13 protein-coding genes and 4 pseudogenes are annotated in these 17785 nt (G+C 65.3%); 9 read left to right on the top strand and 8 right to left on the bottom strand.

Annotated features, from left to right (window positions below; translation table 11 throughout):
- Positions 1–25: 25 nt before the first annotated feature.
- Both IPM73_12955 and IPM73_12950 read right to left on the bottom strand, forming a co-directional pair.
- The gene (locus IPM73_12955) at positions 26–784 is read right to left on the bottom strand and encodes a cadherin-like domain-containing protein (GenBank protein ID MBK8918916.1); all 759 of its coding nucleotides are present in this window, start codon (positions 782–784) and stop codon (positions 26–28) included.
- On the bottom strand, positions 781–990 hold the full coding sequence (locus IPM73_12950) for a hypothetical protein (GenBank protein MBK8918915.1): 210 nt from the start codon (positions 988–990) through the stop codon (positions 781–783). Before IPM73_12950 ends, IPM73_12955 begins: the two co-directional genes overlap by 4 nt.
- Positions 991–1025: 35 nt before the next feature.
- On the opposite strand from IPM73_12950, the gene IPM73_12945 reads away from it, so the two are divergent.
- The 3 genes and pseudogenes from IPM73_12945 to IPM73_12935 all read left to right on the top strand — a co-directional run bounded on the left by IPM73_12945 (position 1026) and on the right by IPM73_12935 (position 4268).
- The gene (locus IPM73_12945) at positions 1026–1463 is read left to right on the top strand and encodes a hypothetical protein (GenBank protein ID MBK8918914.1); all 438 of its coding nucleotides are present in this window, start codon (positions 1026–1028) and stop codon (positions 1461–1463) included.
- A complete protein-coding gene (locus tag IPM73_12940; protein MBK8918913.1) occupies positions 1464–2111 on the top strand; it encodes a hypothetical protein in 648 nt (215 codons plus the stop codon). It begins immediately after the preceding gene.
- A gap of 1121 nt (positions 2112–3232) precedes the next feature.
- Positions 3233–4268: pseudogene (locus tag IPM73_12935) on the top strand (IS630 family transposase).
- Between the two features lie 47 nt (positions 4269–4315).
- Here IPM73_12935 and IPM73_12930 read toward each other — a convergent pair.
- From IPM73_12930 to IPM73_12920, 3 genes are read right to left on the bottom strand one after another with little or no spacing between them, the layout of a single operon-like run.
- Positions 4316–5962, bottom strand: coding sequence for a hypothetical protein (locus IPM73_12930; protein ID MBK8918912.1), 1647 nt, complete (start codon positions 5960–5962; stop codon positions 4316–4318).
- Between the two features lie 2 nt (positions 5963–5964).
- Positions 5965–7068, bottom strand: a complete 1104-nt coding sequence (locus IPM73_12925; GenBank protein ID MBK8918911.1) for a hypothetical protein — start codon at positions 7066–7068, stop codon at positions 5965–5967.
- 43 nt (positions 7069–7111) lie between these two features.
- On the bottom strand, positions 7112–9256 hold the full coding sequence (locus tag IPM73_12920) for a peptidase domain-containing ABC transporter (GenBank protein ID MBK8918910.1): 2145 nt from the start codon (positions 9254–9256) through the stop codon (positions 7112–7114).
- A gap of 283 nt (positions 9257–9539) precedes the next feature.
- Between IPM73_12920 and IPM73_12915 the strand changes: the two are divergent.
- Positions 9540–10417, top strand: a pseudogene (locus tag IPM73_12915) (methylated-DNA--[protein]-cysteine S-methyltransferase).
- Positions 10418–10458: 41 nt separating this feature from the next.
- Complete coding sequence (locus tag IPM73_12910) at positions 10459–11355, top strand: alpha/beta hydrolase (GenBank protein ID MBK8918909.1); 897 nt, start codon at positions 10459–10461, stop codon at positions 11353–11355.
- 43 nt (positions 11356–11398) lie between these two features.
- Here IPM73_12910 and dmeF read toward each other — a convergent pair whose 3' ends face one another.
- Positions 11399–12364, bottom strand: a complete 966-nt coding sequence (gene dmeF / locus IPM73_12905) for a CDF family Co(II)/Ni(II) efflux transporter DmeF (GenBank protein MBK8918908.1) — start codon at positions 12362–12364, stop codon at positions 11399–11401.
- A 417-nt stretch (positions 12365–12781) separates the two neighbouring features.
- On the opposite strand from dmeF, the pseudogene IPM73_12900 reads away from it, so the two are divergent.
- Positions 12782–13124: pseudogene (locus IPM73_12900) on the top strand (BrnT family toxin).
- 35 nt (positions 13125–13159) lie between these two features.
- Positions 13160–13360 (top strand): hypothetical protein, encoded by a 201-nt coding sequence (locus IPM73_12895; GenBank protein MBK8918907.1) that lies wholly within the window; start codon positions 13160–13162, stop codon positions 13358–13360.
- A 76-nt stretch (positions 13361–13436) separates the two neighbouring features.
- Here the strand turns inward: IPM73_12895 and ccoG are convergent.
- Positions 13437–14854 (bottom strand): annotated as a pseudogene (gene ccoG / locus IPM73_12890) (cytochrome c oxidase accessory protein CcoG).
- Positions 14851–15669 carry an MBL fold metallo-hydrolase gene (locus IPM73_12885; protein MBK8918906.1) on the bottom strand — a complete coding sequence of 273 codons (819 nt, stop codon included), beginning with the start codon at positions 15667–15669 and terminating at the stop codon, positions 14851–14853. The pseudogene ccoG and the gene IPM73_12885 overlap by 4 nt, the downstream one beginning before the upstream one ends.
- A gap of 276 nt (positions 15670–15945) precedes the next feature.
- Between IPM73_12885 and IPM73_12880 the strand changes: the two genes are divergently transcribed.
- Together IPM73_12880 and IPM73_12875 are read left to right on the top strand one after the other, a co-directional pair.
- On the top strand, positions 15946–17289 hold the full coding sequence (locus IPM73_12880) for a sigma 54-interacting transcriptional regulator (GenBank protein ID MBK8918905.1): 1344 nt from the start codon (positions 15946–15948) through the stop codon (positions 17287–17289).
- A complete protein-coding gene (locus tag IPM73_12875) occupies positions 17286–17744 on the top strand; it encodes a D-tyrosyl-tRNA(Tyr) deacylase (GenBank protein MBK8918904.1) in 459 nt (152 codons plus the stop codon). The genes IPM73_12880 and IPM73_12875 overlap by 4 nt, the downstream gene beginning before the upstream one ends.
- Positions 17745–17785: the final 41 nt, after the last annotated feature.

The raw sequence follows: 17785 nt of genomic DNA, 5'->3' as shown, positions 1-17785 counted from the left end.
CATTCGGTGGGTGTAAACTTCTTCATCACGCTGCAAGTCTCCATTCAGACAAGGCGTCTGTCGGCATGTCCGGGGTGGTGAGGAAGACCTGCCCGCGCATTTCGGCCTGGGTGGTGGACCCGATCTGGATGGCCGTCGCCCCGGGGGTGTTGTCCACGTCGGCGATCTTGTACTTGAAGCTCATCACCCCGGTGAAGCCCGCCGTGGGGGTGAACTGGAGCTCACCATTGGCCGTGAGGGTTGGCGTCCATTCCTTGGTCGTGCTGTTGTAGGTTCCGACGAGGGAGCCCCCGACGATGTCGCTGATGCGGGTGAGCTTGAGCGTATCGCCCTGCCAGTCCCGGTCGTTCTTGAGCAGGTCGGCGACCTTGATGAGCTTCAGGCCGGTTCGGTTGGCCAGCGCGATGACGTCCTTGACCGGGAAGGGGTTGTAGCTTCGGCCGCGGCTTTGCCGCTTAACTTCGCTGTGCGAAGTTAGCCTGCACTGAAACGGCGCCCGCCAGGCGGGCTTGTTTTCGGCGAAGCTCCCGGAGTACTGGGCCAGATCGGTGCCGGCGCCGCCGTCCAGATGATCGTCCCCTTGCCCGCCGCTCAGCACGTCGTTGCCGGTCCCGCCCTGGAGTTGGTCATCCTCCTGGCCGCCCTGGAGGAGATCGTCGCCCGCGCCCCCCAGCAACTGGTCCTGGCCGCGGCCCCCGCGCACGATGTCGTTGCCGGCCCCGCCGTCGATCAGGTCGGCGCCGTTCTGCCCGGAGAGGGCATCGTTGGCCGCCCCGCCGATCACGATGTCGTCGCCGTCGTTGGCGCGGATGAAGACGCTGCTCCTTCCGCCGCCGATGAACACGTCGTCCCCGTGCTGCCGATGGCGATTTCGATTTCCGCCTGGGCAAGGTTGAGGGTGACGCCTTGCGCTCCGACCACCTGCACCATGTCGAAGCCTTCGCCGGCGTGGGTGTTCTGCTGCTGATCGGCGGCGTCGAGGATGAGCATGTCGTCCCCGCCCCGGCATCGAAGGCATCGCTGCCTTGCCCGCCCACCAGCCAGTTGGCGCCGGCATCACCCAGCAGGGTGTCGTCGCCGCTGTGGCCGTAGGCGTTCCTGACGCCTTTCTGGGCCAGATCGATGACTTCTCCGGTGGTGAGGCGGGAGACATAGGTGCTTTGCCCATCTTCGGCCTGGGCGGTGGTGCCGCTGACGCTGCTGCTGAAAGTATTGCCCACCGGGTTGGCGATGAAGCGGGCGGCCTGGGCTTCCTGGGTCTGGCCGTACTGGGTGAAGCTGCCGCTGGCCAGGATTTCGTTGCCCCGTTGATCAGGCCGGACTGGAGCGTGGGGCTGAGGCCGATGGCGGTGATGCCGAGTTCGTTCAGGGTCTTGAGTTCGCCGGCGTCGGTGATGCCGTCGTGGTCGGCGTCCTGCCAGACTTTGACGGCGTTCCAGGCGGCGTCGGCGGCGGTGAATTGATTGTCGGCGTTGCTGTCGAGGGTTTTGAGGGCCGCGAAGCCGTTGGCGTGGGGGGTGCTGCCGGCTTCGCCAAGCGTGCCGGGGGTTGCCGTTGAAGTATTCCGACAGCGTTTCGTGGATGCCGTCGATGGTGCCGCTGCCGTTGAGGTCCATGACGACGATGCCGTCTTCGGGACTGACCCAGCCGGTGATTTCCTGGCTGCCGCTGGCGTCGTGGTCGATGTCGAAGAGAACCGGGGATTCGCCGAAGGCGGTGAGCTTGACACCGTCGCCGTTGAGGTCGAGGACCAGGGGGTCAGTGGGGAAGCACTGGTAGACCCCGGTGGCGAGGATGTTGGTGGCTACGGCCAGAACGTCCGGGTTCCAGACGACGGAGTGGGCGAGGTCCGGATTGGTGCGGAAAGTCTCGGCCAGTTGGGCGCCGAGGATTTCCGTGGTGAGATCAAAGGCGCCGGGGCGCAGGCCGTCGGTGAGGGTGTTGTTGCCATAGGCAATGTTGCCGCTGGCGGTGTTGACGTTGCCGAGGCCGGTAATGCTCCAGACGCCGTTGTCGAAGAGGGTGGTGGTGTCGGCGTTGGGGGATTGGGTTGGGTCGGTGCCGGGGGTCTGGGTGGCCGTGGGGGTAGGCGCTGGGGTAAACAGAAATGAGAACAAATTCTCAACAGATGTATCGCCAGAAAACACAAAATCGCTGGTAACTCTCACAACTGCGTCAAATCCACCAAGTAGCTCCTCGTATGCGCCTAAGGTCACACCCGATTGGTCGTTGTTAAGAAACTCGACATTCCACCTTGGATCCAGGCCATGCTCCAATCGGAATCTGTCTTCGACTGCCGCGCACTGCTGTTCAAAGTTTAGTTCGCTAAAGGAACTTTCTATGGAATAAAAATACGCCTTGCTGTAGTTGCCAAAATACTTAAATGCGAGGTGAGCTGCTGCGATGGGGGTATTGACACCAAACTGCTGGTACTGAAATACATGGCAGACTTCATGCAAAAACCAAGCTTGAATACCAGCGCTAGCCGTAGAGAAATCTTGCCTGTATTGGCTATCCGGAAACGAAATGGTGTTTGATATTGTGACTGCATCTGTCCCGTCTATCAGGCGGGTTTCTATTGCAACCAGGCCGTAATCAACTGAATTACCAAATACAGATCTCGCCAAATCTATCTCACCAGTAGTCAGACCTCTACTCATGCCCATGATTCCTCCTTAATTGTTGGTTTCCACTATTCAGAATATGCTGTTCTGCCGTCATGCGTGAATTTACCGATAATTCGAGCGTTACGGTACTCACTAGGGAACACGATGTCCCCAGTAATTAAGTAAGCCCCGGGTTCAATTGTAGATGGGTAAATCAATGTCTTTATCCCATTGGCGTTCTGTCCGTATCTAATCGGAAATACAATATTCGCAGGTGACCCTGATTGGAATGATATTTCCCAGCAACACCTACTACTATTATCATTACCAAACTGTTTTGTTACTGCTATATTCAACACCTTCGCCGATGGGCTCGCCTTGAGCTCGGGAACATCAATATAAAGGTATCCGTCGTGGCCCATGAACGCAATTGCTGTTGTAAATTCCGAGCATAAATTCAATTGACAAGGGTGGAGGCAACCGGATAGCGCCAATATAGAAATCCATGGCAATCCAAACCAGCGCCAAGTCATCTCTTTTTTCATGGAAATTTTTTTTCCCAATTCGGCCTCCTCAAAATACTAACTTTTCAGAAAGCATTGTCACAAACATGATAAAATATGCTAATGAAATGCAGAAGAACTACCGACGGTCGTAAGCACGGCCGAGCCGCCCTGCCGGTGATGCGGCAACAGGCGATCAAGGCCATCCGTGAGGGGCAGGACGTGAACAGCGTTGCCGCCGCCTACGGCGTCAATGTGCGCAGTGTCTTTCGCTGGCTGGCCGATTTTGCCAACGGTGGGCAGAACGCGCTGTTGTCCAAGCCGATTCCGGGGCGCCCGCCGAAGGTAAGCGCGGATGAAATGCGCTGGCTGGCCCAGGCGGTGAAAGACCATACCCCGCTGCAATTCAAGTTTGCCTTTGGTCTGTGGGACGCTGTCGCTGATCGCCGCGCTGATCGAACGCGAATTCGGCAAGAAGCTCTCGCTGGCCTCGGTCAGCCGCATCATGAAGCTGTTGGGCTTCTCGGCCCAGAAGCCGCTCTACCAAGCATGGCAGCAGGATGCGACCCTGGTGCGGGCCTGGGAAGCGGAAATCTACCCGGCGATCCGTGCCGAAGCCAAGGCCGCCGGAGCGACGATCTACTTTGCCGATGAATCGGGCATCCGTTCCGACTACCACACGGGGACGACCTGGGCGCCGGTAGGCGAGACCCCGGTGGTGGAAGTGACCGGGCGCCGCTTCTCCCTGAACATGATCTCGGCCGTCAGTCCGCAAGGCGAATTCCGCTTCATGCTGCACGACGGCACGGTCAATGCCGAAGTCTTCCGGGAATTCCTCAAGCGCCTGCTGATCGGGGCTGAAAAGCCGGTGTTCCTGATCGTAGATGGTCATCCGATCCACAAGGCGAAACTGATCAAGACCTTCGTCGAGGCCCAGAACGGCAGGCTCAAGCTGTTCTACCTGCCGCCGTACTCGCCCCAGATCAATCCTGACGAGCAGGTCTGGGCACACGTGAAACGCCAGGTCGCCCGGCAACTGGTGCAGTCCAAAGACGAGATGAAGCGGTTGGCCCTCGGGGCCCTGCGCCGAATCCAGAAGTTGCCCGGGTTGGTGAAATCCTTCTTTCGCCAGCCCGAGTGCCAATATGCCGCTGAATGACATTGTTTATGCAAAGGTTAGTAAGTCCATCGTTCGCTGTGGTGGCCTCACACAGTTGACAAAATCTGGTTGAGCTTCACGCCGGACCGGTTGTCCAGCGCGATGACGTCCTTGACCGGGAAGGGGTTGTAGCTTCGGCCGCGGCTTTGCCGCTTAACTTCGCTGTGCGAAGTTAGCCTGCATTGAAACGGCTCCCGCGATGCGGGCTTGTTTTCGAGCGTGAGGTCTACCGCCGACACATCGGCGAAGCCGAGTTTTTCGATATCGCTCAGGAGGTCCGCCCCATCCCGACCGGCTTGGGTGTCCACCACCCGGTACAGGGTGTCGGTGAGCCGCGCCCGGCTGGCGCCGCTGGCCTGGCTGTTGGTGTAGGCGCCCAGGTCGGGGAGGCTTTGGTCGGGATAGACGGCGACGCCGGTGTTCCAGTCGTCGAAGTGGAGCACTTCCGATGCGGCAGGCCGGTAGCCGTCGCTCAGGTTGGCGTTGGCCGCCTGGGTGTTGCCGGTGGCGGTGTTGACGTCGCCTACACCGGAAACTGTCCAGACTCCATTGTTGAAGAGGGTGCTGGTATCGGCGTTGGGGGATTGGGTGGGGTCGGTTCCGGGGGTCTGGGTGGCCGTGGGGGTTGGGGTTACGGTGAGGTCGAAGAGGTCTGTCGTGGGGGCGTCAGATGGGGTCGTGTGGTGGGACACGTCCCAGAATGTCGTCGCGACATCGGTAAACGTCCGGTAGACCTGATATTTCTCGTCGAGAGCGGCAAGGAGCACAGGGGCTTGTTCGGGCGTGCTGCCCAGCCCCTCATTCAACCAGAGCGCAGTGGACTCAAAAGCCAGGGCATCGCGTACCGCATCCGCCGGCAGTTCGATCGTGATCGTATCCGGTAGCAGATCCAATTCCAGTGAGGAGCGTCCGCCGAGCCCCGACTCGTCGATCAGGCGCTTGAAGGCGCCCTTGGGCAAGAAGATCGAGCATGTGTTCTGCCCGGCATTAAATGACATTTCAATGGCTTTCCCCTGAAAATCACCGAACAGCCCATTGGAAAAATACTGCGCACTAAAGCTTGCGCCGGGCACGGTTGGCGCTGTGAAGAGCTTCCCGAAAGCTTCGCCCGCTACCCAGTTGATGAACCCGGCGCAGGCGATAGCGGTTTCCTGAGTGGTGGCGCCTCCGGTAAAGGGTCGGAGGATGTCCGCGGCCCATTGGCCCGCGGATTGAAGGGTGCTGAGGAAGTTGTCCACCGCTTGACCGACCTGGCCCACGGGAGAATTCCAGTCCCACATCGGCGGGCTGCCGAGGTTGTCATAGATCATGTTGCCGATGGGAATGGTGTGGACTTCCGGCTCGTGCCACCCTGATTCGCTGCGTAGTACGGAAAACTCTCCGGCCTCAGAAATCAGCTGGGCCTGCTGCCGCTCAAGTTGGTCGCGCTGGAAGAGCGTCAAGGAATCATCGTTGGCAAGACGCCGGCCGATTCCGTCGGCCTCGCCCAGCAAGCGGGTGTCGGTTCCCAGGAAGACACGTATCCGGTATTCGGCGTCGAGTAGGCCACGCTGGGCATTTTGCAGAATGATCAATTGGCCGGAGGTCAGTGTAGATACTCTCTCCAAACCCAGAATTGTCGTTTCGTAAACTGCACGGCTACGGTTCAGCGCGTCGAGCTGCTGCTGCCAAAGTTGAGACAGAGTTTCGGCCATGACTATTTCTCCTCTTCAAGGTGGATGCAGTCTTCGATAGTGGTAGCGATGCGGTCATCCGGTGTGATGCGGGAATCCCACTTGTCTGCAAGCTGCCGGAGTTCTGGTGGCCGGCGCAGGGGGGTCTTCCGCGCATCACCCGGGTCGCGAGCGGCCGCACGCAGGCGGTCGATGTAGAAGTCGTAACGCGCTTCGCGACTATGCTGGGCGGCGAGGCGGCCCCAGCACAGGGCCTTTTGCACGGTATGTACGTTGTCAAATCCTTCTCGGGCGTAGTCCACCATGAGGTGCTTCTGCCCAAAATAAAGCCCCGCCTTCGCCGCTTCCAGCAGGCGCTGATGCGCCAACCCCGGATCGTGGGGATAGCCGCCGTCACCGTTCCAGTACAGGTAGAACTCGTTGATGGCGCACAAGGGCAGTCCAAGCGCCCGGCCCTGTTTTGTGAAGGCTGCTTCGCTTTCAAGGGTGTAGGGCAAGTTCTCTTTTTGCCCCATCTGGCCGAAAACATAGGGGGCGAAACACAAGGCAGAACGATCTCCAGCCTGGGCGAGTGCGCGCAGCCTCTCGTAGGCTGCTCGGTTCTGCTCGATGATTCCGCGGCTGGGGAAATAAATCTGGCTGACGATGTCGGCGATTTCGTAGCCCTCCGAGGCGAGGCTCCTGAAGAATTTCTCACGGCACTGGAAGGGAGCGCGGGGGTTCGCAGGGTCGAACGCACAGCGCGCTGAAAGCGCGTTCCATGTTGCCAATTCATTGGCCAGCGCTACATCGAACTCGCGCCGTCGGGTTTCGCTCAACTGCGCTGCCTTGAGTGGGTCGTAGGCCGCGGGCGGGAAGCCTTCGCCGCAGGCGGCGAAGGGCAGGAAAATCAGCCACCAAAGGCGACGGCCGGCCCTGGATTGATCTGTTCGACCATGCGGCGTTCGGATCCAAACTCGAACTTCAGGCCAATGCTCTGGCCATCGGTAGGTACGCCCTTCCCCCTGTGCCAGCGGTTCCGACCACAACCTTCCGGCACCGCTTCGACCAAACCACGAGGCCAATCTCGCCAAGGGCCTCTTGAGGGCCGTTGACCATGTCTGTTTCTCGGCGGATCGCCATTTCATTTCGTACCTTCCTTCCCAATGCCCAAGTCGGATATCCACGTCGTCACTGCTCGACCTTCCCCTCCAATACCCCCACCGGCCGCCCCGTTTCCTCCCCCAGATCCACCACCTCATCCACCAGCAGACCCCGCGGAATCTGGTGGGTGATGAAAATCATGGTCACCTGGCCCTTGAGCTTGTTCACCGTGCGGGCGAAGTGCTCCGCCGTCTGTTGATCCAGGTTCGAGACGGCTTCGTCGAAGATCAGGATTCTGGGCCGCTTCAGGAGGGCCCGGGCGATGGCGATGCGCTGCCTCTGGCCGCCGGAGAGGCCGGTGCCGCGCTCGCCGATTTCGGTCTGGTAGCCCTGGGGCAGCTTCTCGATCACCTCGTGGATCTCGGCCGCCTTGCAGGCGCGGATGACGTCCTCGAAGCTGGCGTAGGGATGGGCCATGACCAGGTTGTCGTAGAGGGTGCCGGAAAAGAGCACGGTTTCCTGGGGGACCACGCCGAAGGTCTGGCGCAGTTCGTTGGCGGCCAGGTGGCGGATGTCCTTGCCGTCCAGGGCGATATGCCCTTCCTGGGGCTGGTAGAAGCCCAGGATGAGCTTGGCCAGGGTGCTCTTGCCGCAGCCGCTGGGGCCCATGAGCACGGTCAGGTGGCCGGGCTTGAAGGCGATGCCCAGGCGGGTGTACAGCCAGGGGTGGTGATCGGAATAGCGGAAAGCCAGGTCGTGCAGGGTGAGACGGCCCTCGCCGGTGCCTTCCCGGCTGGGCGCCAGGGCGTGGGGTTCCTGGGGCATGTCGAGAATGTCCCCCAGGCGCTGCACGGCGATATTGGCCTGCTGGAATTCCTGCCACAGGCCCACCAGGCGCAGCAGCGGCTGGCTCATGCGTCCGGCGAACATCTGAAAGGCCACCAGCATGCCGACGGTGAAGCCCGTGTTCTCCATGACCAGCAGGGCGCCGACGATGAGGATGGCGAGGGTCATCATCTGTTCCAGCCCGTTGGCGACGACGTTGTAGGTGTTGCCCACCTGCTTGGTGGAGAACCCGGCGGCCAGGTACTGGGCGAGGAAGTCGCCGTATTTCTTATCCACATCCGGCTCCATTTGCAGGGCCTTGACGGTGGCGATGCCGCAGACGTATTCGGTGAGATAGGCCTGGTTGCGGGCGCCGAGCATGAACTGGCGATCGAGGCGCTGGCGGAAGAGCGGCGCCACCAGAAAACTGATCACGGCCACCGTGCCCAGGAGGCCGACGGCGATGAGGCTGAGCTGCCAGGAATAGGCGAACATCACCGCCAGGAAGACGATGAGGAAGGGCAGGTCGAGGACGAGGGTGACGGCGGCGCCGGAAACGAATTCGCGCAGGGTCTCCACGCCGTGCAGGCGCGCCACCAGGGTGCCGGTGGGGCGCTGCTCGAAATAGGGCAGCGGCAGACGCAGCAGGTGGCGGAAGACCTGGCTGCCCAGCACGGCGTCGATGCGGTTGCCGGTGTGCAGCACCAGGTATTGGCGCAGCCAGGTCATGCCGGCGGTGAAGAGCATGAACAGGACGAGGGCGACGCCCAGCACCAGGAGGGTGCTGCGCGTCTGGTGCACCACCACCTTGTCGATGATGACCTGGGTAAACAGGGGCGTGGTCAGGCCCACGAGCTGGAGGGCCAGGCTGGCCAGCAGCACGTCGCGCCACAGGGCCTTGTGCTTCAGGAGTTGCGGGACGAACCAGCCGAAGCCGAATCCCGGCCGCTGGGCGGCAAAGCCCGGCACGGGGCCGTCGGCCGGCGCTTCCCGGGCAAAGACGACGAGTTCCGCCTCGCCCCGGTGGGCCACTTCCGCCACCGGCAGGGTTTCCGGGCTGCCCTGGCCGAAGCGCAGAAACAGGAGCCTGGCGCCGTCGGTCTTGAGGATGAGGATGGGCACGGGCCTCGCCGTCGGCGCCTCCCGGCCGCCTTCGCCCGCGGCGCCCGGCGCCAGGAAGGCCAGGGCCGGCAGGGGCAGGCGCTGCCAGTCCAGGCCGGCGCTGGGGACGAGCCCCGTGCGGAAACCCAGGGCCCGGGCCGCTTCGTGCAGCGTGGCGCGGGTCAGGGGCGGCGGATGGGCGCTCTGCAGCAGGGCTGCGTCGAAAGGCACGCGATACAGGCCGCACAGGCTGGCAAGAAGCCATGCGAGTTCCTCCCGACCGAGCTCGCCACTGTCCCCCGACATGCGATTCCCCAAGAAAGACAAGGCCCGGCGCACGCGCCAGGGCCTGTGACATGTTGATGATTTTTATTGGAGTTTCTCAGGCGGCTATTCCCGTGTCAATATGACAAAGGGCATAGAGCGGCGTTCTTTCCTTCACCGGTGGGGCGCTGGCGCCGCCAGCGAGGCGCTCCTGAAGACGCCTGCCGTGCCCCTGCCTGAGTCGGAGATACAGCGCAAGATTCGGGTCGACGCGGGCGGGTGGCGGTGCCACCATGGCTTCGTCTCGTTTAACGGCTTGCATGCCATGGCACTCCCCGCCGTACCTTCGCCCCCGGGCGCGCCGCCGCAGGATTCCGGCCGCGACTACGCCCGCATGGCCCGGGCCATCGCCTTCATTGCGCAGCACGTCGCGGAGCAACCTGGACTCGAGGCCGTCGCGGCCCACGTCCACCTCAGCCCCTGGCACTTCCAGCGCCTGTTTTCCCGCTGGGTGGGGACGACGCCCAAGCGCTTCCTCCAGGTGCTCACGGTGGAACGCGCCAAGGCGCTGCTGCGGGAGTCGCGCCCCTTCTGGACGTGGCCGCCGCGGTGGGCCTGAGCGGTCCGTCCCGCCTGCACGATCACTGCGTCAGCCTGGAAGCGATGAGCCCCGGCGAGGTCCGCGCGGGCGGCGCCGGTTTGACCCTGGAGCATGGCGTCGCGGCCACGCCCTTCGGCCCGGCCCTGGTGGGGATCACTGCGCGGGGACTGTGCTGCCTCGAATTCCTCGCCGACGGCGATCAGGGCGAGGTGCTGGAGGGACTTGCCCGGCGCTGGCCCCGGGCTACCTTGCGGCCGGCGTCCCGGGCGCTGGTCGATTCGGTCGGGCAGGCCGTTTCCGGCGCCGCGGGGCAGGGGCCTGCGCTGCCCCTGCGGGTGGCGGGCACGCCCTTCCAGATCGCCGTCTGGAAGGCCTTGATCGCGCTGCCTCCCGGGGCGCTGGCGAGCTACGGGGGCTTGGCGCAGGCCCTGGGCCGGCCGGGGGCCGCCCGGGCGGTGGGGCGGGCAGTGGGGCAGAATCCGGTGGCGGTGCTCATTCCCTGTCATCGCGTCATCCGCGAGACCGGGGAACTGGGCGGCTATCGCTGGGGGCTGCCGCGCAAGCAGGCCCTGCTGTGCTGGGAGGCCGCCCGCGGGGTTTGACGCCGGGCGTTTATCATCACGCTTATTTTACGGAGGGCGCCATGTTCGATGCCCGTTACGAACTGCGTACCGTGCAGGTCGCGCAAACTTTCCTGCGGGTGCGCGTCTGCCGCAACGAGGGCCGGCCGCCCCTGCTGCTCCTGCACGGCTATCCCGAGACCCACCTCCTGTGGCACAGGCTGGCCCCGCGCCTGGAGGCGCATTTTTCTCTGGTCATGCCGGATCTGCGGGGCTACGGTGATTCCGGCAAACCACCTTCCGAGCCGGATTGCGCCAATCAGTCCAAGCGCGCCATGGCCCGGGACATGGTGCAGTTGATGGATGTCCTCGGCTACCCCCGCTTCCACCTGGCCGGCCACGACCGTGGGGCCCGGGTGGCCCACCGCCTGTGCCTCGATTTTCCGGAGCGCGTCCTGGCCGCCTCGGTCATGGACATCGTGCCCACCGCGACGACCTTCGCCCTCACCGACAAGGCCCTGGCGACGGCTTATTTCCACTGGTTTTTCCTCATCCAGGAGGCGCCGCTGCCGGAGCGCATGATCGCCCCGGACCCCGCCGCCTGGCTCAAGGGCTGCCTTTCCCGCTGGAGCCAGGGCAACGAGGCGGCCTTCGACCCGGCGGTGGTGGCCGACTATGTGCGCTGCTTTTCCGACCCGGAGGCGATCCGCGCCAGTTGCGACGACTACCGCGCCGCCGCCGGCATCGACCTGATCCACGACGCCGCCGACGCCGGGCAGCGCGTCGCCTGCCCGCTGCTGGTGCTGTGGGGGGCCAAGGGCTTCGTCGGCCGCAATTACGACGTCCTTGCCCTGTGGCGGGAAAAGGCGGTGGACGTCACCGGCAGGGGCCTGCCCTGCGGCCACTTTTTGCCGGAAGAGGCACCGCAGGCGGTGGCGGAGGAAGTGCTGCGCTTTTTCGGGCCCATGATTCCGGGCTGAGCGGTCGTGCAGGGAGGCCTTCGATTGGGGCCGAAAGGAATCTTCAAGTAGGCTCCCGGTCGGGGCGGCTTTCCAGCGTCAGGTGAATGATGCCCTCTATCCCTTCCAGAGCGCGCCGCAGGCCGCGAAGGTCGTGTTCCCCAACCCCCTGCAGGGCGACGATGCAGGCATGGCGGCCGATGCCGACGCGCCACACGTGGAGGTCGGCGATTCTCAGGGACGGAGCATGGGCGGCGACGGTGCCGCGCACCGCCTCGACCAGGCTGGCGGAAGGCGAGGCGTCGAGAAGCGCGGCGGCCGTGTCGCGTACCAGGCCCAGCGCCCACAGGGCGACGACGACCGCGCCGGCCAGACCGATGGCCGGGTCCATCCAGCCCAGGGCGAGGAACTTCCCCGAAAGCAGGGCGACGATGGCCAGCACCGAGGTGGCAGCGTCGGTCAGCACGTGCAGGTAGGCGGCCCGCAGGTTGAGGTCATGGGGGTGGCCGTGGCCGCGGCTGTGGTCATGGTCATGGTCATGGTCATGCGCGTGGCCATGGGCGTGGCCCTGCGCGCGAACGTCGTGGTCCGGTGCATGCAGCCACCAGGCGGAGAGCAGATTGACCCCCAGGCCCAGTGCCGCCACCGCCAGGGCCTGGTCGTAGGCCACGGCCACGGGCGCAAGCAGTCGCGCCACCGATTCCACCGCCATCAGGGCGGCGATGGCGAGCAGGAGGAGGGCGCTGGTGTAGCCCCCCAGCACCTCGATCTTCCAGGTGCCGAAGGCGAAGCGACCATCGCCCGCATGGCGGCGGGCCAGGACATAGGCGCCCCAGGAGAGCCCCAGGGCGAGGACGTGGGAACCCATGTGCCAGCCGTCGGCCAGCAGGGCCATGGAGCCCGACCACCAGCCCATGGCGATCTCCAGCACCATGGTCGCGGCGGTAAGCAGGAGCACCCGCCGGGTGCGGCTTTCGGCGACCGGGGAGCCGCTATGGGCGATGGGACTGTGGCAGAGGGGGTTTTGCATGGCGGCATGGCTGGCGAGATGCCCTGGATTCTAACCGCGAAGGCCGCGGCCGGAGGGCCGGGGCCCATGGCCGGCGCCGCCTCAGCGCGGCAACATGAACGACGCCTTCTCGCTCAGCCGCACGGCCGCATCGTCGCTGGCTGCGATGTCGAAGCGGATGGGGTTGGCGCCCGGTGGGCCTGGTCTGGCCGGCGATGGCATTGACTCCGGCAGCGGAGCTTTATACCCTGCCCAAGGCGGTCAAGGCGGACGGCTTTGCGGTTCAGGGCTGCGAGTCCGCGCTGGATTGGCGCCTGGTCTGCCGCATGACAATTTGGGTGTGGGACTTCCCCGCCAGGCATGCGGGTTTGCTTGCTTCGACCGAGTCGAAGTCTTGCCAGACGCCCGATGGCAGAGGGTTGCGGGGTGAGCCAGGGGATGGGGGGCTGTGAGGCCGATGAGAGGGGCAGCGTGAGCATTGCCGATCTGGACGTGACGTGGGATGCTGCGAAGGCGCAATCGAATATCGCCAAGCATGGTGTGACTTTTGCCGAGGCGGCTTCCATATTGCTGGATCCGCTGGCGCTCACGGTATTCGACGAGGCGCACGGTGAAGGCGAGGAACGCTGGTTCCACCCTGGGGAGGGCCGGTGGCGGCAAGTTGCTCGCTGTGTCGCATACCTTTCAGCCTTCGGGTCCGGACAGTGCCCAGGTACGCCTTGTCTCCGCACGGGAAGCAACGCGCCGCGAACGTGATCAGTACGAGAATGAACCCCGATAGGTGACATCATGAGCCAGACACAGTGCGACGACGATATGCCGGATGAAATTAACTTTTCGGGAGGCGCGCGCGGGAAGTTCTTCCGTCCCGGGGCCAAGGTGAACCTTCCGGTTTATCTCGACGATCAGGTGCAGTTGCGCCTTGCCGCCCTCGCCAATGCGAAGGGCGTGGACCTCTCGGTGCTGGTCAACGACCTCCTCCGCAAGGATATCGAACTCATCGAGATGGCCCGCTAAGCCCCTCGCAGGCATGGCGGCGCAAGTAGGGCTGGCGAACCGGGTGCGTCGTGCCTTCCGGGGTGCAGTGGCCTTTTCACCGCGGCAACATGAACGACGCCTTCTCGCTCAGCCGCACGGCCGCATCGTCGCTGGCTGCGATGTCGAAGCGGATGGGGTTGGCGCCCGGTTGGCCTGATTGCGGCGGGGTGCGCACCTGGGCGGTGATGGCCAGGGCCGAGCTGGGCGCCAGATCGACTTCCGCCGGACCGGCGAGGTGGATGCCTTCCAGGCCGCTCACGGAGACGCGGTAGCGGCGGGCCCGTTCCTCGGTGTTCATGAAGTGCAGGGTGAAGACGTTTTCGATCGTGCCGTCGTCGGCTTCCCGGGTCAGGGTGGCGCGGTCGCGGATGACGTCCACTTGAGGGGCAGGCGGTGGGCCAGGAACCAGATGGCGGCGCCGGTGATGAGGATCAGGATGGCCGTGTAGAGCAGGATGCGGGGGCGCAGGATGTGGGCGATGATTTCCCGCCGCCCCAGATGCTGCTGCATGGCGTTTTCGGTCGAATAGCGGATGAGGCCCCGCGGCGCGCCCAGCTTGTCCATGATCTGGTCGCAGCCGTCCACGCAGGCGGCGCAGCCGATGCACTCGTACTGGAGTCCCTTGCGGATGTCGATGCCGGTGGGGCAGACCTGGACGCAGACGCCGCAGTCGACGCAGTCCCCCAGGCCGGCGGCAAGGGGATCCACGCCCTTCTTGCGCGTGCCCCGCGGTTCGCCGCGTTCGGGGTCGTAGGTGACGATGAGGGTGTCGGGGTCGAACATCACGCTCTGGAAGCGGGCGTAGGGGCACATGTACTTGCACACCTGCTCCCGCAGGCTGCCGGCCATCAGGTAGGTGAAGCCGGCGTAGAAGAAGATCCAGAAGCTTTCCCAGGGGCCCAGGGAGGCGCTCCACAGCGAGGACCACAGCTCGTGCACCGGGGTGAAATAGCCCACCAGGGTGAAGCCGGTCCACAGGGCGAGGATGGCCCACAGGGCGTGCTTGGCGACCTTTTTGCGCAGCTTGGCCGGGGTCCAGGGCTCCCGGTCGAGTTTCATGCGGGCGTTGCGCTCCCCCTCGATCCAGTTTTCGATCCACATGAAAACCTCGGTGTAGACCGTCTGGGGGCAGGCGTAACCGCAGAACAGCCGGCCTGCGATGGCGGTGACCAGGAACAGCCCGTAGGCCGAGATGATGAGCAGGATGGCCAGGTAGATGACGTCCTGGGGCCAGAGGATGAGGCCGAAGAGATAGAACTTGCGCTCCACCAGATGGAAGAGCAGGGCCTGGCGGTCGTTCCACGGGAGCCACAGGCCGCCATAGAAAATGGCCTGGGTGAGGACGACCAGGGCGATGCGCCCGTTGTCGAAGCCGCCCCGCACGCGGCGGGCGTAGATCTTCTTGTGTTTCTCGTAGAGGGAAACGGTGGCGGGGGGCGGCGCGGCCAGGGTGGAGTCGCTGGAGTCGGTCACGGATCGGTCCTCGGGGAAAGGGAAAGGGGGAAGCGCAGAGATGGTGCGGCGCCGGGGTCGTCCGGCAAAAGGCGTCCGGCCCGGCGCCGGGCCACGAACTCGTCGCGGCTCAGGCCGGAAAAGAGCGGGTTGCGCCCCCGTTCCTCGCCGATGCAGCCGACCCGGCGCGGGCCGCGCAGGTGGCCGGGGTAGAGCAGGGTTTCGTCGGGAAGGGGCACGAAGACGCGGCGCACCGTGTCGTAAAGGGTGGCCGGGTCGCTGTCCGGCTCGTCGGTTGGCCCGCCGTCGCCCAGGGTCAGGCAGTCGCCGGTGAACCAGCGTTCGCCCAGGGCCAGGCTGAGGCAGCCGCGGGTATGGCCGGGAGTGTGCGCCACCCGGGGCCTCAGGAAACCCAGGGTCAGCGCCTCGCCATCGTCGAGCAAGCGGTCGGCGGCGAGGCCGGAATCCCGGCCCGCCAGAATCAGGGCTCCGGTGGCCTCGCGCAGCAGGGCGGCGGCGCTGGCGTGGTCGGAATGGCGGTGGGTTTCCAGCACGGCTTCGATACGCCAGCCCGCTTCTTCGGCCACCCCCAGGTAGAGGGGCGCGTCGGCGGCCACCGGGTCCAGCAGCAGGGCCACCCGCCGCACCGGGCAGGCGACGAGGTAGGACAGGGTTCCGCTTCGCCGATCCGCGAACTGGCGCAGCAGGGGCGGCACCGCCGCCTGCGCCGCGGCGCCGGGGGGGCTGGAAGGGGAAGGGGCGGGCATGGTGGGCATGGTCTTGGCAAGGTGGAAGCGGGCCGCCCCGGGGGCGCCGCGCAGTACCGCGATTCGCACGAGGCGAGGGGGCGCGGGCGGGAGGCTCTGTCGGGGCATCTCCCGGCGCGGCGGAGCACCGGTCGGTGGGGGCCCGAAAGGCGGGATGATTCGGAGGCCCCACGCAAGCAGCACGCTTCCGCAGGGCTATATACAAATCCCGTGCCAGCGGGCTTGGCGCCGAGTTTCCCTTCTGGTTCAGGGGGGTAGAGCGCATCGTGCGGCCCCGGGGTGGCCGCTGCGCCGAACGGCGTGCCATTATTGACGTGTTGACCTGCCAGGAATGACAATGCACCCATGGCCGCCCCCACGCTCACCGACCTCCTCGCCCGCCTCGAAGACCTGCCCGAGCCGCGCATCGTCATGGATGCCGACTACCGCATCGTCGGCGCCAACCGGGCCTACGCGCGGGAATTCGGCGGGGGGCAGCCGATCCGCGGCCGTACCTGCTACGAAGTCTCCCACCATTTTTCCGTCCCCTGCGACCAGGCCGGGGAGTCCTGCCCCCTGAAGCTCAGTCTGGAAACCGGCACCCCCCAGCGGGTGCTGCACCTGCACCACACGCCCCGGGGCGAGGAACACGTCGATGTGGAGACCGACCCCGTGCGCAACGCCGAGGGCAAGGTGGTCTATTTCGTCGAAACCCTGCGCCTCGTGCGCCAGGCCAGCACCCGGCCGGCCGCCCAGGGTCTGGTGGGCCGGGCGCCGGCCTTCCAGCGCATGCTGGAGCGGGTGCTGCGGGTGGCCGGCGCCAACGCTGCCGTGCTCCTCCTGGGCGAAACAGGGACGGGCAAGGAACTGGTGGCGCGGGCCATCCACGAAGCCAGTCCCCGCGCCAAGGGGCCCTTCGTCCCCGTCGACTGCGCCGGCCTCACCGAAACCCTGTTCGAAAGCGAGCTCTTCGGCTACGAGAAAGGCGCTTTCACCGGTGCCGCCCACCGCAAGCAGGGCCTGGTCGAAGCGGCCAGCGGCGGCAGCCTGTTCCTGGACGAAGTGGGCGAGTTGCCCCTCGCGCTCCAGGTCAGGCTCCTGCGCCTGCTGGAAACCGGCACCTACCGGCGCGTGGGCGGGCTGGACGCCCTGCGCGCCGATTTCCGGCTGGTGGCCGCCACCCACCGGGATCTGGCCGCCATGGTGCGGCAGGGCGCGTTCCGCCAGGACCTCTACTACCGGGTGAATGTCTTTCCCATCCGCACCCCCGCCCTACACGAGCGGGCCGAAGATATCCCCCTCCTCGCCCACTCGCTGCTGGAGCGCGTCGACCGTCGCCCGGGCCGCCGTTTCTCACCCCAGGCCCTGGAGTGGCTGGCACGCCGCTCCTACGTGGGCAACATCCGCGAGCTGCGCAACCTGATCGAGCGGGCAACCCTGTTGGTGGATGGCGAAGTCATCGAAGCCGCTGTACTGGCCGACGCCGCGGACGAAAGCGTGGCCCCCGCTACCGCGGCGCCCCCGGCCAGCGAATTCCGCGTAGACGGCCTGCGCCCCCTGGCCGAAGTGGAAGCCGCCTACCTGCGCTGGGCGGTCGGGCACCATTCCGTGGACATGGCCGCCCTGGCGGCCGGCCTGGGGGTCAGCCTGCGCACGCTGTATCGCAAGTTGCAGGCAGCGCGGCAGGATGAAGCCGGGGAGCGGCCGTGAGAGTCGTGCTCCAGCGGGTGCGCGAAGCACGGGTCGAGGTGGCGGGGGAAGTGACCGGCGCCATCGGGCCGGGGCTCCTGGTTCTGGCAGGCTTCGAGGCGGCGGATACGGATGCCGACCTGGACTGGATGGCGGGCAAGATCGTGCGCACGCGCATCTTCGCCGATGCCGAGGGGGTCATGAACCGCAGCGTGCAGGAGGTCGGCGGCGAGATTCTGGCCGTCTCCCAATTCACGCTCTACGCCTCGGTCCACAAGGGCAATCGCCCCTCCTGGAGCCGGGCGGCGCCGGGGGCCGTGTCGCAGCCGCTGTTCGAGCGCTTCGTGGAAAAACTCGCCGCGGCCCTGGGGAGGCCGGTGCCCACCGGGGTATTCGGGGCCGACATGGCGGTGAGTCTGGTGAATGATGGGCCGGTGACCCTCGTCATCGATTCGCCGCAGCGGGCTGAGGTGTGATTGCCGGCGCATCAGGCGCGGAAACCATGGGTTCAGAAAAA

This window comes from Betaproteobacteria bacterium (assembly GCA_016720065.1).
GTDB lineage: Bacteria > Pseudomonadota > Gammaproteobacteria > Burkholderiales > Rhodocyclaceae > SSSZ01.
Note: the sequence above shows the minus strand (reverse complement) of the source record. Positions and strands in the feature narration are given on the sequence as shown.